This window comes from Streptomyces griseicoloratus, assembly GCF_014534645.1.
GTDB lineage: Bacteria > Actinomycetota > Actinomycetes > Streptomycetales > Streptomycetaceae > Streptomyces > Streptomyces griseicoloratus.
Genome location: NZ_JACVQF010000234.1, coordinates 57,544 through 70,932 on the forward strand (window position 1 = coordinate 57,544; position 13,389 = coordinate 70,932).

Here is a 13,389-nt window from a genome sequence, read left to right on the forward strand (position 1 = left end):
GCCTCGCTTCCTCGGGTAGCATCTTTGTGCAAGAGCCCCTTGCGCTATTGCGCCAGGGGCTTCGTCTATTCCGGGGCATCCGGTCCGACGGTTGGCGGCCAACGACGGTCGCGGTGTACGCGGCGGAAACCCTCCGTGCACGCTCTCGACCTTGGACATGCCCCGCCCGGAAGGGGTGTACGCGCGTGCCCGCACTTGTGCTGCTCGGTGCTCAGTGGGGTGACGAAGGCAAGGGAAAGGCGACGGACCTGCTCGGTGGTTCCGTCGACTATGTGGTGCGCTACCAGGGCGGCAACAACGCCGGCCACACGGTAGTCGTGGGTGACCAGAAGTACGCCCTCCACCTGCTCCCTTCCGGAATCCTGTCCCCCGGCTGCACGCCGGTCATCGGCAACGGCGTCGTCGTCGACCCCTCGGTCCTGCTCTCCGAGCTGAGCGGGCTGAACGAGCGCGGCGTCGACACGTCCAAGCTCCTGATCAGCGGAAACGCACACATCATCACGCCGTACAACGTGACCGTCGACAAGGTGACGGAACGCTTCCTCGGCAAGCGCAAGATCGGGACCACCGGCCGCGGCATCGGCCCGACCTACGCCGACAAGATCAACCGCGTCGGTATCCGCGTGCAGGACCTGTACGACGAGTCGATCCTCACCCAGAAGGTCGAGGCGGCGCTCGACGTCAAGAACCAGATGCTCACCAAGCTCTACAACCGGCGCGCCATCGCCACGGGCCAGGTGGTCGAGGAGCTGCTGGGCTACGCGGACAAGCTCGCCCCGTACGTCGCCGACACCGTCCTGGTCCTCAACCAGGCCCTCGACGACGACAAGGTGGTCCTCTTCGAGGGCGGCCAGGGCACGCTGCTGGACATCGACCACGGCACGTACCCCTTCGTGACCTCGTCGAACCCGACCGCGGGCGGTGCCTGCACCGGTGCCGGCGTCGGCCCGACCCGGATCAGCCGCGTGATCGGCATCCTGAAGGCGTACACGACCCGCGTGGGCGCCGGACCGTTCCCGACCGAGCTGTTCGACGAGGACGGCGAGGCGCTGCGCCGCATCGGCGGCGAGCGGGGCGTGACGACGGGCCGCGACCGCCGCTGCGGCTGGTTCGACGCGGTGATCGCCCGTTACGCGACCAGGGTCAACGGCCTGACGGACTTCTTCCTGACGAAGCTGGACGTCCTGACCGGCTGGGAGCAGATCCCGGTCTGCGTCGCCTACGAGATCGACGGCAAGCGGGTCGAGGAGCTGCCGTACTCGCAGTCGGACTTCCACCACGCGAAGCCGGTCTACGAGATGCTGCCGGGCTGGAGCGAGGACATCAGCAAGGCGAAGACCTTCTCCGACCTGCCGAAGAACGCCCAGGCGTACGTCAAGGCCCTGGAGGAGATGTCCGGCGCCCCGATCTCCGCGATCGGCGTGGGCCCGGGCCGGGACGAGACGATCGAGATCAACTCGTTCCTGTAGTCCGCGCAGCCGCCCCGGACGCTGCCGTTCGGCCCCCTCGGGCGGGCGGCGGCGCCGGGGCGGGTGTCGTATCGGGGGCATGACCGACCCTGCCCGCGACCCTGGCCGCGCGACTTCCTGCCAGGGCCCGTACGGCACCGAGGGCGACCCCGCGGACTGCGGTGACCCCGTCCGCTTCGAGGTCGCCCGGCACCGGCGCCCGCCGCTGAGGGTGTGCCCCGTGCACCTGGGACCGGCGCTCCTGCTCGCGGACGGCGTGTTGTGGCCGCCGGGGATTTCGCTGATCCGCTGAGGCCGAGGCGCACCGGAGTGGTTCACTGGGTGCGACCGACGCCCGGAGGACCCGGAAGGAAACCGCACGGTGCCCGCACCCGACCCGATGGCAGTGCAGTTCGAGCGGGACCGGCCCAGGCTGAGGGCGGTCGCGTACCGGATCCTCGGCTCGCTGAGCGAGGCCGACGACGCCCTCCAGGACGCCTGGCTGCGGGCCGACCGCGCGGACACGACCGCGGTGGAGAATCCTTCCGGCTGGCTCACCACGGTGGTCGCCCGGGTCTGCCTCAACATGCTGCGGGCGCGGGACGCGCGCCGCGAGGAAGAGCTGGACACCTCGGACCGGGGCCCGGCCCGCCCCTCTCCCGACCCGGAGGAGGAGGCCCTTCTCACCGACTCGGTCGGGCTCGCGCTGCTGGTCGTGCTGGACACGCTGGGCCCCGCCGAGCGGCTGGCGTTCGTCCTGCACGACATGTTCGACGTGCCCTTCGACGAGATCGCCGCGATGCTCGACAAGACCCCCGCCGCAGCCCGTCAGCTGGCCAGCCGGGCACGCCGCCGGGTCCGGGGCGTCCCCGCCCCCGAGGCCGACCTGCCCCGGCGGCGCCGCGCGGTCGACGCCTACCTGGCCGCCACGCGGGGCGGCGACTTCGACGCGCTGGTCGCCCTGCTCCACCCGGACGTCGTCCTGCGCGCCGACGCGGCGGTCGTGCCGACCCCCGAGCCCTTCACCGTCACCGGCGTCGCGAGGGTGGCCCGGGGCGCGATGGCCTCCATGGGCCGGGCCCGTTTCGCGGACGTGGTCCTGGTCGACGGCCACGTGGGCATGGCGATGATCGAGAACGGCCGGCTGCGCGTGGTGCTCCGCTTCGCCTTCGCGGACGATGCCGACGGCGGCCTGATCACCGGCATCGACCTGATCGCGGAGCCGGCGCGGCTGCGCGAACTGGAACTCGCCGTCCCGGACGCCTGAACCGGAGACCGCGGCCGCCGGGGCCGGCTCAGCTGAAGACGATCATCGATCCCTGCGCCAGGCTCCGCGTCGCGGCCGCGTGCAGTCCCAGCCAGACGTGGCGTTCGCGGGCGAAGGGACTGGGGTCGTACGGGGCCGGTACGGCCGGCTCCTCCAACTCCGTCGGTGCCAGCGGCGGTTGGGGCGCCGCAGGAGGATTGGCCGGGTCGATGCCGAGGGACGGGGCGACGGCCTCCAGCTCCCGCAGCAGGCCGTGGGAGGAGCCCAAGGGGCCTCCGCCCGCCAGGAGTTCGTCGTCGGAGAGCGGATGCGGGAAGTCGACGGGGACGTACGCGCCCGCGTGGTCGTAGTGCCACACCAGGTGCGACTGCTGGGCCGTCGTCTCGAACATCTCCAGCAACTGCTCGTAGTCACCGCCCAGTTCGTCCACCGGCGTCACCGGCAGGCCGCAGAGCTGGAGCAGGTGCGCACGGCGCAGGAAGTGCAGCGCGTCGTAGTCGAAGCCGGCCACCGGGGCGACCTCGCCGGACAGCCCCGGCATGTACTGGTACACCGGCACCGGCGGCAGCCCGGCCTCGGCGAGCACCTTGTCGTATTGCGCGAGTTCCTCGGCGAACGGGTTGTCCGGGGTGTGGCACAAGACGTCGACGAGCGGTACCAGCCACAGGTCACAGGCCAAAGGAGGGCTCCTCACACAGCACGGTGGTCAGGGCAGCGTAGTCGGTGCGGCGCGGGGGCAAGTCCCCTCGGTTCCCCCTCGTGCAGGTCCCATACCCATGTGGGGCCGGACCACGTCACCCGGCGGCCCCTCATCCCGCGGCGAGCCGTTCGACGAGGGCGAGGGAGTGGGTGTTGTAGGCCTCGACGATGCCGCGGGCGGCCGTGGCGTCGCGGCGGGCGAGGGCGTCGACCAGCTCGGTGTGCCCGGACCACAGCACCCCGCGCAGATCGCTGAGCGTGCGCAGGTACTGCACCGTGCACACCCAGCTCTGGACGCGCAGCCGGTGCAGGAAGTCGGAGAGGTAGGCGTTGCCGAACAGGGCGGCGAGCTCGCGCCAGAAGCGCAGGTCGTAGCCGATCAGCACGGTGAGGTCACCGCAGGTGGCGGCGCGCTCGGCCTCCTCGCCGCGCCGGCGGACCCCGGCGAGGGCGGCGGCGAGGCGCGGATCGCCGGGCCGCAGCAGGTCCTGGCGGTCGGCGACGAGGGCCTGGAACATCCCGTCGGTGACCAGGCTGCGGGCCTCCACGATGCCGCGGAAGTCGGCCACGGAGTACTCGTGCACCCGGAAGCCGCGGTGGTGGTCGGCGTCGAGCAGCCCCTGCGCGGACAGGTCGACGAGGGCTTCGCGCACCGGGGTCGCGGACACCCCGTACTGGTCGGCGATCTCCTTGACGGTGAACTCCTGCCCCGGCTGGAGCCGCCCGGCGAGCACCTCGTCGCGGAGCGCGTCGGCGATCTGCTGCCGCAGGGTGCTGCGCGTGACGGAAACGTTGCCGCTGGGGCCGGGCATGGTCGGGCGTCTCCTCGTCGCGTTCGGGCGGCGTGCTCACACAAGCACTCGTGCACGTACTCGTGCACGTACAGCACTCGTGCACGTCCACGTACTCGCACAGGGTGCGGGCACATGTACTCGCACACGTCTACGAGCACGCCACCTTACGCGTTCGGGTCCCCTCCCCGGCCCCTCGCGGGGATTGCCCTACGCGGTGTACTCGTCCGCGACGGACAGTGCCGCGTCCAGAGCCGTCAGGGCCTCCTTCAGCTCCGCCTCGCTCACGTTGCACGGCGGCACCACGTGGGTCCGGTTCATGTTGACGAACGGCCACACGCCGTGGGCCTTGGCGGCGGCGGCGAACGCGGCCATCGGGGCGTTGTCCTGCCCGGTGGCGTTGTACGGCACCAGCGGCTCCCGGGTCTCCCGGTCCTTCACCAGCTCCAGCGCCCAGAACATGCCGACCCCGCGCACGTCGCCCACGCTGGGGTGCCGCTCCGCCAGGTCCCGCAGCGCGGGTCCGAGGACGTCGGAGCCGAGCCGGGCGGCGTGCTCGACGACGCCCTCCTCGGCCATCACGTTGATCGTGGCGACGGCGGCGGCGCAGGCCAGCGGGTGCCCGGAGTAGGTCAGGCCGCCGGGGTAGGGCCGCTTCGCGAAGGTCTCGGCGATCCTCCCGGAGATGGCGACACCGCCCAGCGGCACGTATCCCGAGTTCACGCCCTTGGCGAAGGTCATCAGGTCGGGCACGACACCGAACAGGTCGGCCGCGAACCACTCACCGGTCCGCCCGAAGCCGGCCATCACCTCGTCCAGGACGAAGACGATCCCGTACTTGTCGCAGATCTCGCGGACCCCGGCCAGATAGCCGGCCGGCGGCACCATGATGCCCGCCGTGCCGGGGATGGTCTCCAGGACGATCGCGGCGACGGTCGACGGCCCCTCGAAGGCGATGGTCGTCTCCAGGTGCTCAAGAGCGCGTGCGCACTCCTGCTCCTCGGTCTCCGCGTAGAAGCGGGAGCGGTAGAGGAAGGGCGCCCAGAAGTGCACGACACCGGCCGAGCCGCTGTCGGAGGCCCAGCGCCGGGGGTCGCCGGTGATGTTGATCGCCTGCTGGGTGCCGCCGTGGTACGAGCGGTACGCCGACAGCACCTTCGGGCGTCCCGTGTGCAGCCGCGCCATGCGCACGGCGTGCTCCACGGCGTCCGCGCCGCCGTTGGTGAAGAAGATCTTGTCGAGGTCGCCGGGGGTCCGCTCGGCGATCAGCCGTGCCGCCTCCGAGCGCGCCTCGATGGCGAACGCGGGCGCGAAGGTCGTCATCCGCGCCGCCTGCTCCTGGATCGCGGCGACGACCTTCGGGTGCTGGTAGCCGATGTTGGTGTAGACGAGCCCGCTGGTGAGGTCGAGGTAGCGCTTGCCGTCGTAGTCCCAGAAGGAGGACCCCTCGGCGCCGGCGACGGCGAGCGGGTCGATGAGCTCCTGTGCGGACCAGGAGTGGAAGACGTGCGCACGGTCCGCGGCCTTCACGGCGGCGCCGGCCTTGGGGTTGGGCTGAGGGGTCATGCGCCCGAGCGTAGATGTCCGCGATGCGGAAGCGGAATCGGCGTCCTGTCTGTGGTCCGGTGCTTTCCGCGACAGGTTGTCGACGCGACGGGGAGGGCGGATGAGGGACAGGGGTGATTGACAGCGTGCTGTCCAACTGTCAGGATGCTGTCATAAGTCACCGGGATCCCAGGAGGAGCCATGAACGGCAGCACCGGCCACGACCGCAAGCCCGGCACCGTGTATCTCGCGGTGTACGACGCCCTGGCCGACTGGGAGACCGGCCACGCCACGGCCGAGCTGGCCCGCGCGGGGTACGAGATCCGCACCGTCGGCCCGTCCACCGCCCCCGTCAGGAGCATCGGCGGCCTGTCCATCCGGCCCGACCTCGCCCTGGCCGACGTACGGCCGGAGGACGCCGCCCTGCTGATCCTCCCGGGCGGCGACCTGTGGGACGCCGGCGACGACCTCGCCCCCTTCGCCCGCACCGCCCGCTCCTTCCTGGACGCCGGCGTGCCCGTCGCCGCCATCTGCGGCGCCACCGCCGGCCTCGCGCGCGAGGGCCTGCTCGACGACCGAGCCCACACCGGCGCCGTCTCCTTCTACCTGGCGGCGACCGGCTACGCGGGCGGCGGCCGGTACGTCGAGGCGGACGCGGTCACCGACGGCGGCCTGATCACCGCCGGCCCCACCGAGCCGGTCGCCTTCGCCCGCGAGATCCTCGCCCTGCTCGGGGTCTACGAGGGCGAGGTGCTCGACGCCTGGTACCGCCTGTCCCACGACTCGGACCCGGAGGCGTACGCCGTCCTGGAGAAGGCGGGGGCGCAGTGAGCGGGACCGGCAGGGAGCGGCAGGACCTGCTCAGCCGCGCGGCGCTCGGCGTCTTCCGGCTCAACGGCCAGTTCCTCGCGGTCGCCGAGGAGCTGGCCCGCCCGGCCGGCCTCACCGCCGCCTGGTGGCAGGTGCTGGGCGCGGTGCTGCGCGAGCCGCTGCCCGTCTCCGGCATCGCCCGCGCCATGGGCATCACCCGGCAGAGCGTGCAGCGCATCGCCGACCTGCTGGTGGACCGCGGCCTCGCCGAGTACCGGCCCAACCCCGCCCACCGCCGCGCCAAGCTCCTCGCGCCCACCGAGGAGGGGCGCGCCGCCGTCACCCGGATCGATCCGGCACACGCCGCCTTCGCCGGACGGCTGGCAGAGGCGTACGGGTCGGACGCGGAGCTGGCCGAGGCGGTCCACGTCCTCGAACGGCTGTCGAAGGTGCTGGACGAGCTGGGCCCGCCGGCCGCGCACCCGCCTGTTACGGAAACGTAGACGACACCCGGCTCACGCCGCCCCGGCCCCGCACTATTCTCGATCTGTTGCACACGTGCGGGGGGAAGGCGGCGCAACATGGAGAAACTCGGGGGCGGGGATCCGCAGAGGATCGGGGCCTACCGGCTGCTGGCACGGCTCGGCGCGGGCGGCATGGGGCACGTCTACCTGGCCCGGTCGGACCGGGGACGCACCGTCGCCGTCAAGCTGGTGCGCGAGGAACTGGCCGCGCAGGAGGAGTTCCGGGAGCGGTTCCGGCAGGAGGTGCAGGCCGCCCGGCGGGTCGGCGGGTACTGGACGGCGCCCGTGCTGGACGCCGACACCGAGGCCGCCGTGCCGTGGGTCGCCACCGGGTACGTGGCCGGACCCAGCCTCCAGCAGGTCGTCGGGCACGACCACGGCGCCCTGCCCGAGCGGTCGGTGCGCATCCTCGCCGCCGGGCTCGCGCACGCGCTCAAGGACATCCACGCCGCCGGGATCGTGCACCGCGACCTCAAGCCGTCCAACGTGCTCGTCACCATCGACGGCCCGCGTGTCATCGACTTCGGCATCGCACGGGCGCTGGAGACCGTGACCGACGGCGGGCTCACCCGCACCGGCGCGCTCGTCGGCTCGCCCGGCTTCATGGCGCCCGAGCAGGTGCGCGGGGACCGCATCACGCCCGCGTGCGACGTCTTCTGCCTCGGCTCCGTCCTCGCCTACGCCGCCACCGGCAACCTCCCCTTCGGCGCCGCCAACAGCGGGGTGCACGCCCTGATGTTCCGCATCGCCCAGGAGGAACCCGACCTGGACGGCGTGCCCGAGGGCATCGCCGACCTGGTACGTGACTGCCTGAAGAAGGACCCCGCCGCGCGCCCCACCCTCGACGCCGTCCTGCAGCGCACGGGCGCCGAGGACACCGTGGCCGAGGGCCGGTCCATGGACCCCTGGCTGCCGGGCTCCCTGGTGGCCCAGCTCGGCCGGCACGCGGTGCGGCTGCTGGACACGGAGAACCCGCAGGACCCGGCGGGCCAGGGCCCCGAAGCCCCGCCCGAGCACGCTCCCACGGCCGACGACTCCACGCCGCCGAACCCCGGCCAGAACGGGACGCCGGTCGTCCCCGGACCCGGCCAGGACCCGGCACCGGGCGGCCCCGAACCGGCCGGGACGCCGGGCCCGCCGCCACCTCGGCAGCCGGGCCACGGAGCCCCGCTCAACCACCTCCCCACGCTGGTCGCCGGCCAGACCCCCCCGACGCCCCCGCCCGCGCACCCCGCGTACGGCCACCCGCAGCAGCACCCCCAGCCCGCCGCCCACGGCTACCCGCAGCAGCCCGGCGCCGGCGCCTGGGGCGCGGGCCCCGGAGCGCCGGGCAGCCCGCCCTACAACCCCTACGGCGGCCTCGGCCCGACCCCGCCCTACGGGCCCCCGGCGGAGCCGCAGCGCAGAGGGCGCTCCACGGCCCTGCTGATCGTGGTCGCCCTGGTCGTGGCGCTCGCCGCCGGCGGCTCGGTCTACGCGCTGATGAGCGGGGGCGGGGACGACCGGGCCGACGGCGGCCCCACCGGCACCCCGTCCGCCACGGGAGCGCCCTCGACGCCCGGCCCGGACTCACCCGACCCGACCACGCCGTCCACGTCCGAGGAGCCGACCACCCCGACATCCGACGCCGGGACGATCCCGACCGCCTACCTGGGCACCTGGTCCACGACCATCGACAACGCCTCCGGCGTGCACACCCGGCGGCTGACCATCCAGCAGGGTGAGGTCGGCGACACGGTCCTGTCCCTCGTCGCCGACGGTCCCGCGGGCAACGGCACCTACCACTGTGTGTTCGAGGCCGACCTCACCGCCGACCCGGGCACGAACGGCCCCCTGCGCATCGGCCCGTCCACGGTGACAGTGGGCCCGGCCTCCTCCTGCACCCCCGGCGAACCCACCACGGTCACCCTCCTCCCGAACGGCACCCTGGAACGCCACAACACCACCAACGGCGAATCCCTCACCTACACCCGCAACTAACGCAGCCGCCCTAACTGGGGCAGCCCCGCCGCAGCGGCCCCCCGCAGTGCCGCAGCCGCCCTAGCTGCGGGCGGCCGCGCGGCCGCAGCGCCGCAGCCGCCGTAGCTGCCGGCAGTCCCGCCGCCGAGCCGCCGTAGCTGCGGGCAGTCGTGCCTCCCCCAGTGCCTGAACGGCCTGGGAGGTACCCCCAGGGCGGCACGGGTGGGCGCAGCGGCACCCCGTCAGCGCCGGGCCGCGCACCTCACCCCCGGCCCACACCCACGCCGGTTCACCAGCAGAACGCCGGCCACCCCACCCACCCCTCATCGCACCCACCCCCACCACACCGCATGTCACCTCGGCTCCGGCGGCCGCTGCCGAGGCATATTCGGCCGCGCACCCCCCGGCGGCACCGAGAACCGCCCCTGCCCCACCCCCACCTCCGACGCCCGAGCCCCCCCACCCACCACGGACTGCATCCCCAGCGGCGCGGGCCCGCTACGGAACCCCACCATCCAGTCCGCCGTCTCCGCCCGCACCAACTCCGTCACGTCCTCCGAGAACCGCCGCAGCACCAGCAGACACCGCTCGGCAGCCTCCGCCGCCGTCCCCTCCGCAGGCCCCAGCACCTCCCGCGCACTCTCCGACGCCCAGTCGAACTGCAACGCCAGCAGCCGCCGCTGCACCGCCTGCGCGGTGGCCACGTCCCTTATCCACCCGGACGTCACCCCGAAGTACCGGTCAGCCGCCACACACGCCACCCCGAGCAGCAGCGCCAGATACCCCCAGGGAGCCACCCCGCCCACGGCCCCCGTCATGTCCAGCAGCGGCAGCGCGGCCCCGCCGACCGCCCCCACCGCGGCCCCGCCGCGCAGCAGCCGAGCCCCCCGCCGCTTGCCCGCCCGGTCCGCGAGGTACCACGCCACCGTGTCCAGCGCCCCCCGCTCCACCCACCGGTACAGCTCGTCCAGCCGCTCGGCGGGAAGTCCCCAGTCGCCGAGCGGGAACGGCCGCCCGGCCAGATCGCCCGGCCGCTCCCCGGCCGCCCCCTCACCGCCCTCACCGCCCCGCCCGTCCTGCGGCGGACCCTCGGGCTGCATCTCCGCCTGACCCACCCGGCACTCCCTACTGATCACGACTGATCACGGTGCGTGACGTCCTCATGGCGCACAAGTGGCCCCTGATGACACCTGAGGCGGACGCGTCGACCCTTCCTACCGCCCAATGGGTGGCGAAGGCCCGGGTTTCACATCTTTTCCGCCCGGAAGGGGGCCTTGGTCAGGTATAGGACTCATCGCTCAGTCACTCGAAAGAGTGCTGGAGCGAGGGCCGCGCGGACCACGTAGGCTCGTGCCGAACGGGAAAAACCCGCAGCGATAGGAGCTGAACGTGATCCCCGGTGGTGGCCAGCCCAACATGCAGCAGCTGCTCCAGCAGGCCCAGAAGATGCAGCAGGACCTCGCGAAGGCGCAGGAGGAACTGGCGCGGACCGAGGTCGACGGCCAGGCGGGCGGCGGCCTGGTGAAGGCCACGGTCACCGGCTCCGGCGAACTCCGCGGCCTCGTGATCGACCCGAAGGCGGTGGACCCGGAGGACACCGAGACCCTCGCCGACCTGATCGTCGCCGCCGTCCAGGCGGCCAACGAGAACGCGCAGACGCTCCAGCAGCAGAAGCTCGGTCCGCTCGCCCAGGGCCTGGGCGGCGGCAGCGGCATCCCCGGCCTGCCTTTCTAAGACGGGCCGAAGCCCTCTACCGTACGTAGTGCAGGAACCTCAGGAAGGACGGCAGTCCGTTGTACGAAGGCGTGGTCCAGGACCTCATCGACGAACTCGGGCGACTGCCCGGCGTCGGTCCCAAGAGCGCGCAGCGGATCGCCTTCCACATCCTCCAGGCGGAACCGACCGACGTACGGCGCCTCGCGCACGCCCTCATGGAAGTGAAGGCCAAGGTCCGCTTCTGCGCGACCTGCGGCAACGTCGCGCAGGAGGAGCAGTGCAACATCTGCCGCGACACGCGCCGCGACCCCTCGGTCATCTGCGTCGTGGAGGAACCGAAGGACGTCGTCGCCATCGAGCGCACCCGCGAGTTCCGCGGCCGGTACCACGTGCTCGGCGGCGCGATCAGCCCGATCGACGGAGTCGGCCCCGACGACCTCCGCATCCGTGAACTGCTCGCCCGCCTGGCCGACGGCACGGTCACGGAACTGATCCTGGCCACGGACCCGAATCTGGAGGGCGAGGCCACGGCCACGTATCTCGCCCGCATGATCAAGCCCATGGGCCTCAAGGTCACCCGCCTGGCCAGCGGCCTCCCAGTGGGCGGCGACCTGGAGTACGCGGACGAGGTGACCCTCGGCCGTGCCTTCGAGGGGAGACGACTCCTAGATGTCTGACGCCACGCTGCACGCGACCCACCAGAACCCCGACGACTTCGCCGTCCAGATCGCCGACCAGATCGAGAGCTTCCTGGTCGCCGTCACGGAGGTCGCGAAGGGCGACGAGCCGGACTCGGCCGTCCCCTTCCTCCTCCTGGAGGTCTCCCAGCTCCTCCTGGCCGGAGGACGCCTGGGCGCCCACGAGGACATCGTCCCGGACGAGCGCTACGAGCCCGACCCGGGCCCGGAGCAGGACGTGGACCAGCTCCGCGAGAACCTCGCCCGCCTCCTCGACCCGATCGACGTCTACTCCGAGGTCTTCGACCCGTACGAGCCCCGGAAGGCCCCCGTCCCGGCCCGTATCTCCGACGACCTCACCGACGTCATCACTGACCTGCGCCACGGCATGGCCCACTACCGCGCGGGCCGCACCACGGAGGCCCTGTGGTGGTGGCAGTTCTCCTACTTCTCCAACTGGGGCTCGACGGCCTCGGCGACCCTCCGCGCCCTCCAGTCGGTCGTCGCCCACGTCCGCCTGAACCAGCCCCTGGAGGAACTGGACGGCCTCGACACCGACCAGGACCTCGGTGACGAGGTGCTGGAAGCGGAGGCCGGCCGCGTCATGGCCCGCGAGATCGCGGGACCGCTGGGCCTGCGCCCGGTGAAGTAGTCGCCCGTTGTGACGACATGACCACGGAGCGGTGCCTTCACGTCTACCCTCGGTAGCGAACCGAGGTAGTCGGAGGTGGGTGCCGTGCCGGTTCCGAACAACAACTCCCAGCCGCCCGCGGCCTGGTGCTACAGCGGCAACCAGCTCAAACGCTGGCGCACGATGGCCAACATCAGCCGCGAGGCCCTGGCCGCCGCAGCCAACTACGCCCCCGAGACCATCGCGTCGATGGAGCGCGGCGTACGCATGCCGACGCCGAGGGTGCTCGACGTGGCGGACGAACTGTGCGGCGCGCAGGGCATGTTGAGCGCGGCGAAGGAATACGTGCGGAGGGAGCGGTACTCCGCACGGGCGGTGGACTTCATCGAACGGGAGCGGGAGGCGACGAGCCTCTGGTGGTACGAAGTCGCGCTGGTACCCGGCCTGTTGCAGACGCAGACGTACGCGCGCGCACTCATCGACAACCGCATCCCGCCCCTGGACGAGGAGACGGTGGAGGAGCGGGTTGCGGCCCGGATGGAGCGCCAGGCCATCCTCACGGACCGGAAGCCCCCGGTGGGGCTGAGCTTCGTCCTCTACGAGGCCGTGCTGCGCAGCCCGTTGGCAGATACGGAGCAGCTTCAGCGTCTGCTGGAGGTCTCCCGGCTGCGCAATGTCGTACTGCAAGTGCTGCCCTTCGCGCAGGCATTCAGTGATGCACTGATGGGGCCCATGGTGCTGGTGGAAGGACACGACCACGAGCGATTCGCCTTCATGGAAGGCGCGTTCGCCAGCGAACTTTCGGCCGATCCAGGGGTTGTCAGCCGCGTTACCGAGCGGCTTAGCATGATCCGCACGCGGGCTCTCGACCCCGACGAGTCGGCCCGTCTCATCGAGCGGATGGTGACTCAGGCGTGAGCGACCAGCTGAAGTGGTTCAAGTCGAGCTACAGCGACAACGAAGGCGGTGCCTGCGTCGAAGTCGCGCTGGCCTGGTTCAAGTCGAGCTACAGCGACAGTGAAGGCGGAAACTGCGTCGAGGTCGCGCGCTCCGCCGCCATCCACGTCCGTGACTCCAAAACCGCCCCCAAGGGCCCCGAACTCCGCATCGCGGCCCCCGCCTGGTCAGCGTTCATCGCCGCAGTGCAGCCCTGGGCAGCCCGCTTGTGAACGTGTGACTCACAGCACTTTCCCGCGTGACCGGCATCCTCCTGGGCATGAGCCTGCCTGGACGAGCGAGAGACCGGGAGTCTCACCATGCGGTATCGCAGGGGGGAATTTCGGACGCTCGATAGACTGAGCCGACCGCAGTACATATACGTA

At 72.1% G+C, this 13,389-nt stretch carries 15 protein-coding genes; 11 read left to right on the plus strand and 4 right to left on the minus strand.

The window, feature by feature from the left end; translation table 11 throughout:
- The first annotated feature begins 185 nt into the window (after positions 1-185).
- The 3 genes from H0H10_RS35210 to H0H10_RS35220 all read left to right on the plus strand — a co-directional run bounded on the left by H0H10_RS35210 (position 186) and on the right by H0H10_RS35220 (position 2,715).
- Positions 186-1,469, plus strand: a complete 1,284-nt coding sequence (locus tag H0H10_RS35210) for an adenylosuccinate synthase (protein ID WP_188185253.1) — start codon at positions 186-188, stop codon at positions 1,467-1,469.
- Between the two features lie 79 nt (positions 1,470-1,548).
- A complete protein-coding gene (locus H0H10_RS35215) occupies positions 1,549-1,761 on the plus strand; it encodes a hypothetical protein (protein ID WP_188185254.1) in 213 nt (70 codons plus the stop codon).
- A gap of 69 nt (positions 1,762-1,830) precedes the next feature.
- The gene (locus H0H10_RS35220) at positions 1,831-2,715 is read left to right on the plus strand and encodes a sigma-70 family RNA polymerase sigma factor (RefSeq protein ID WP_309141965.1); all 885 of its coding nucleotides are present in this window, start codon (positions 1,831-1,833) and stop codon (positions 2,713-2,715) included.
- 28 nt (positions 2,716-2,743) lie between these two features.
- Here the strand turns inward: H0H10_RS35220 and H0H10_RS35225 are convergent, their stop codons facing one another.
- The 3 genes from H0H10_RS35225 to H0H10_RS35235 form a co-directional block, all read right to left on the minus strand.
- Positions 2,744-3,394 (minus strand): putative DNA-mimic protein, encoded by a 651-nt coding sequence (locus H0H10_RS35225; protein ID WP_188185255.1) that lies wholly within the window; start codon positions 3,392-3,394, stop codon positions 2,744-2,746.
- A gap of 130 nt (positions 3,395-3,524) precedes the next feature.
- A complete protein-coding gene (locus H0H10_RS35230; protein ID WP_188185256.1) occupies positions 3,525-4,226 on the minus strand; it encodes a GntR family transcriptional regulator in 702 nt (233 codons plus the stop codon).
- A 189-nt stretch (positions 4,227-4,415) separates the two neighbouring features.
- Positions 4,416-5,771, minus strand: coding sequence for an aspartate aminotransferase family protein (locus tag H0H10_RS35235; protein WP_188185257.1), 1,356 nt, complete (start codon positions 5,769-5,771; stop codon positions 4,416-4,418).
- A gap of 180 nt (positions 5,772-5,951) precedes the next feature.
- On the opposite strand from H0H10_RS35235, the gene H0H10_RS35240 reads away from it, so the two are divergent.
- The 3 genes from H0H10_RS35240 to H0H10_RS35250 all read left to right on the plus strand — a co-directional run bounded on the left by H0H10_RS35240 (position 5,952) and on the right by H0H10_RS35250 (position 9,064).
- The gene (locus tag H0H10_RS35240) at positions 5,952-6,581 is read left to right on the plus strand and encodes a type 1 glutamine amidotransferase family protein (protein WP_188185258.1); all 630 of its coding nucleotides are present in this window, start codon (positions 5,952-5,954) and stop codon (positions 6,579-6,581) included.
- Entirely contained in the window at positions 6,578-7,063 is a 486-nt protein-coding gene (locus tag H0H10_RS35245) for a MarR family winged helix-turn-helix transcriptional regulator (protein WP_188185259.1), read from the plus strand. The genes H0H10_RS35240 and H0H10_RS35245 overlap by 4 nt, the downstream gene beginning before the upstream one ends.
- Before the next feature lie 78 nt (positions 7,064-7,141).
- Positions 7,142-9,064: a serine/threonine-protein kinase gene (locus H0H10_RS35250; protein ID WP_188185260.1), complete on the plus strand. Its 1,923-nt coding sequence runs from the start codon at positions 7,142-7,144 to the stop codon at positions 9,062-9,064.
- Between the two features lie 332 nt (positions 9,065-9,396).
- Here the strand turns inward: H0H10_RS35250 and H0H10_RS35255 are convergent, their stop codons facing one another.
- Entirely contained in the window at positions 9,397-10,158 is a 762-nt protein-coding gene (locus tag H0H10_RS35255) for an SLATT domain-containing protein (protein WP_188185261.1), read from the minus strand.
- A 274-nt stretch (positions 10,159-10,432) separates the two neighbouring features.
- On the opposite strand from H0H10_RS35255, the gene H0H10_RS35260 reads away from it, so the two are divergent.
- From H0H10_RS35260 to H0H10_RS35280, 5 genes are all read left to right on the plus strand, one after another.
- Positions 10,433-10,777, plus strand: coding sequence for a YbaB/EbfC family nucleoid-associated protein (locus H0H10_RS35260; protein WP_188185262.1), 345 nt, complete (start codon positions 10,433-10,435; stop codon positions 10,775-10,777).
- Positions 10,778-10,836: 59 nt separating this feature from the next.
- Positions 10,837-11,436 carry a recombination mediator RecR gene (gene recR, locus H0H10_RS35265; protein WP_030827811.1) on the plus strand — a complete coding sequence of 200 codons (600 nt, stop codon included), beginning with the start codon at positions 10,837-10,839 and terminating at the stop codon, positions 11,434-11,436.
- Positions 11,429-12,088: a DUF5063 domain-containing protein gene (locus H0H10_RS35270; RefSeq protein ID WP_188185263.1), complete on the plus strand. Its 660-nt coding sequence runs from the start codon at positions 11,429-11,431 to the stop codon at positions 12,086-12,088. The genes recR and H0H10_RS35270 overlap by 8 nt, the downstream gene beginning before the upstream one ends.
- A gap of 84 nt (positions 12,089-12,172) precedes the next feature.
- Positions 12,173-12,985, plus strand: a complete 813-nt coding sequence (locus H0H10_RS35275; protein ID WP_188185264.1) for a DUF5753 domain-containing protein — start codon at positions 12,173-12,175, stop codon at positions 12,983-12,985.
- Complete coding sequence (locus tag H0H10_RS35280) at positions 12,982-13,236, plus strand: DUF397 domain-containing protein (RefSeq protein ID WP_188185265.1); 255 nt, start codon at positions 12,982-12,984, stop codon at positions 13,234-13,236. Before H0H10_RS35275 ends, H0H10_RS35280 begins: the two co-directional genes overlap by 4 nt.
- Positions 13,237-13,389 lie beyond the last annotated feature (153 nt).

Excerpts from the sequence above, each read along its gene's own strand:
- H0H10_RS35215 (WP_188185254.1), top strand. The coding sequence starts at position 1,549 with ATGACCGACCCTGCCCGCGACCCTGGCCGCGCGACTTCCTGCCAGGGC.
- H0H10_RS35230 (WP_188185256.1), bottom strand. The coding sequence starts at position 4,226 with ATGCCCGGCCCCAGCGGCAACGTTTCCGTCACGCGCAGCACCCTGCGG.
- H0H10_RS35235 (WP_188185257.1), bottom strand. The coding sequence starts at position 5,771 with ATGACCCCTCAGCCCAACCCCAAGGCCGGCGCCGCCGTGAAGGCCGCG.
- H0H10_RS35240 (WP_188185258.1), top strand. The coding sequence starts at position 5,952 with ATGAACGGCAGCACCGGCCACGACCGCAAGCCCGGCACCGTGTATCTC.
- H0H10_RS35250 (WP_188185260.1), top strand. The coding sequence starts at position 7,142 with ATGGAGAAACTCGGGGGCGGGGATCCGCAGAGGATCGGGGCCTACCGG.
- H0H10_RS35270 (WP_188185263.1), top strand. The coding sequence starts at position 11,429 with ATGTCTGACGCCACGCTGCACGCGACCCACCAGAACCCCGACGACTTC.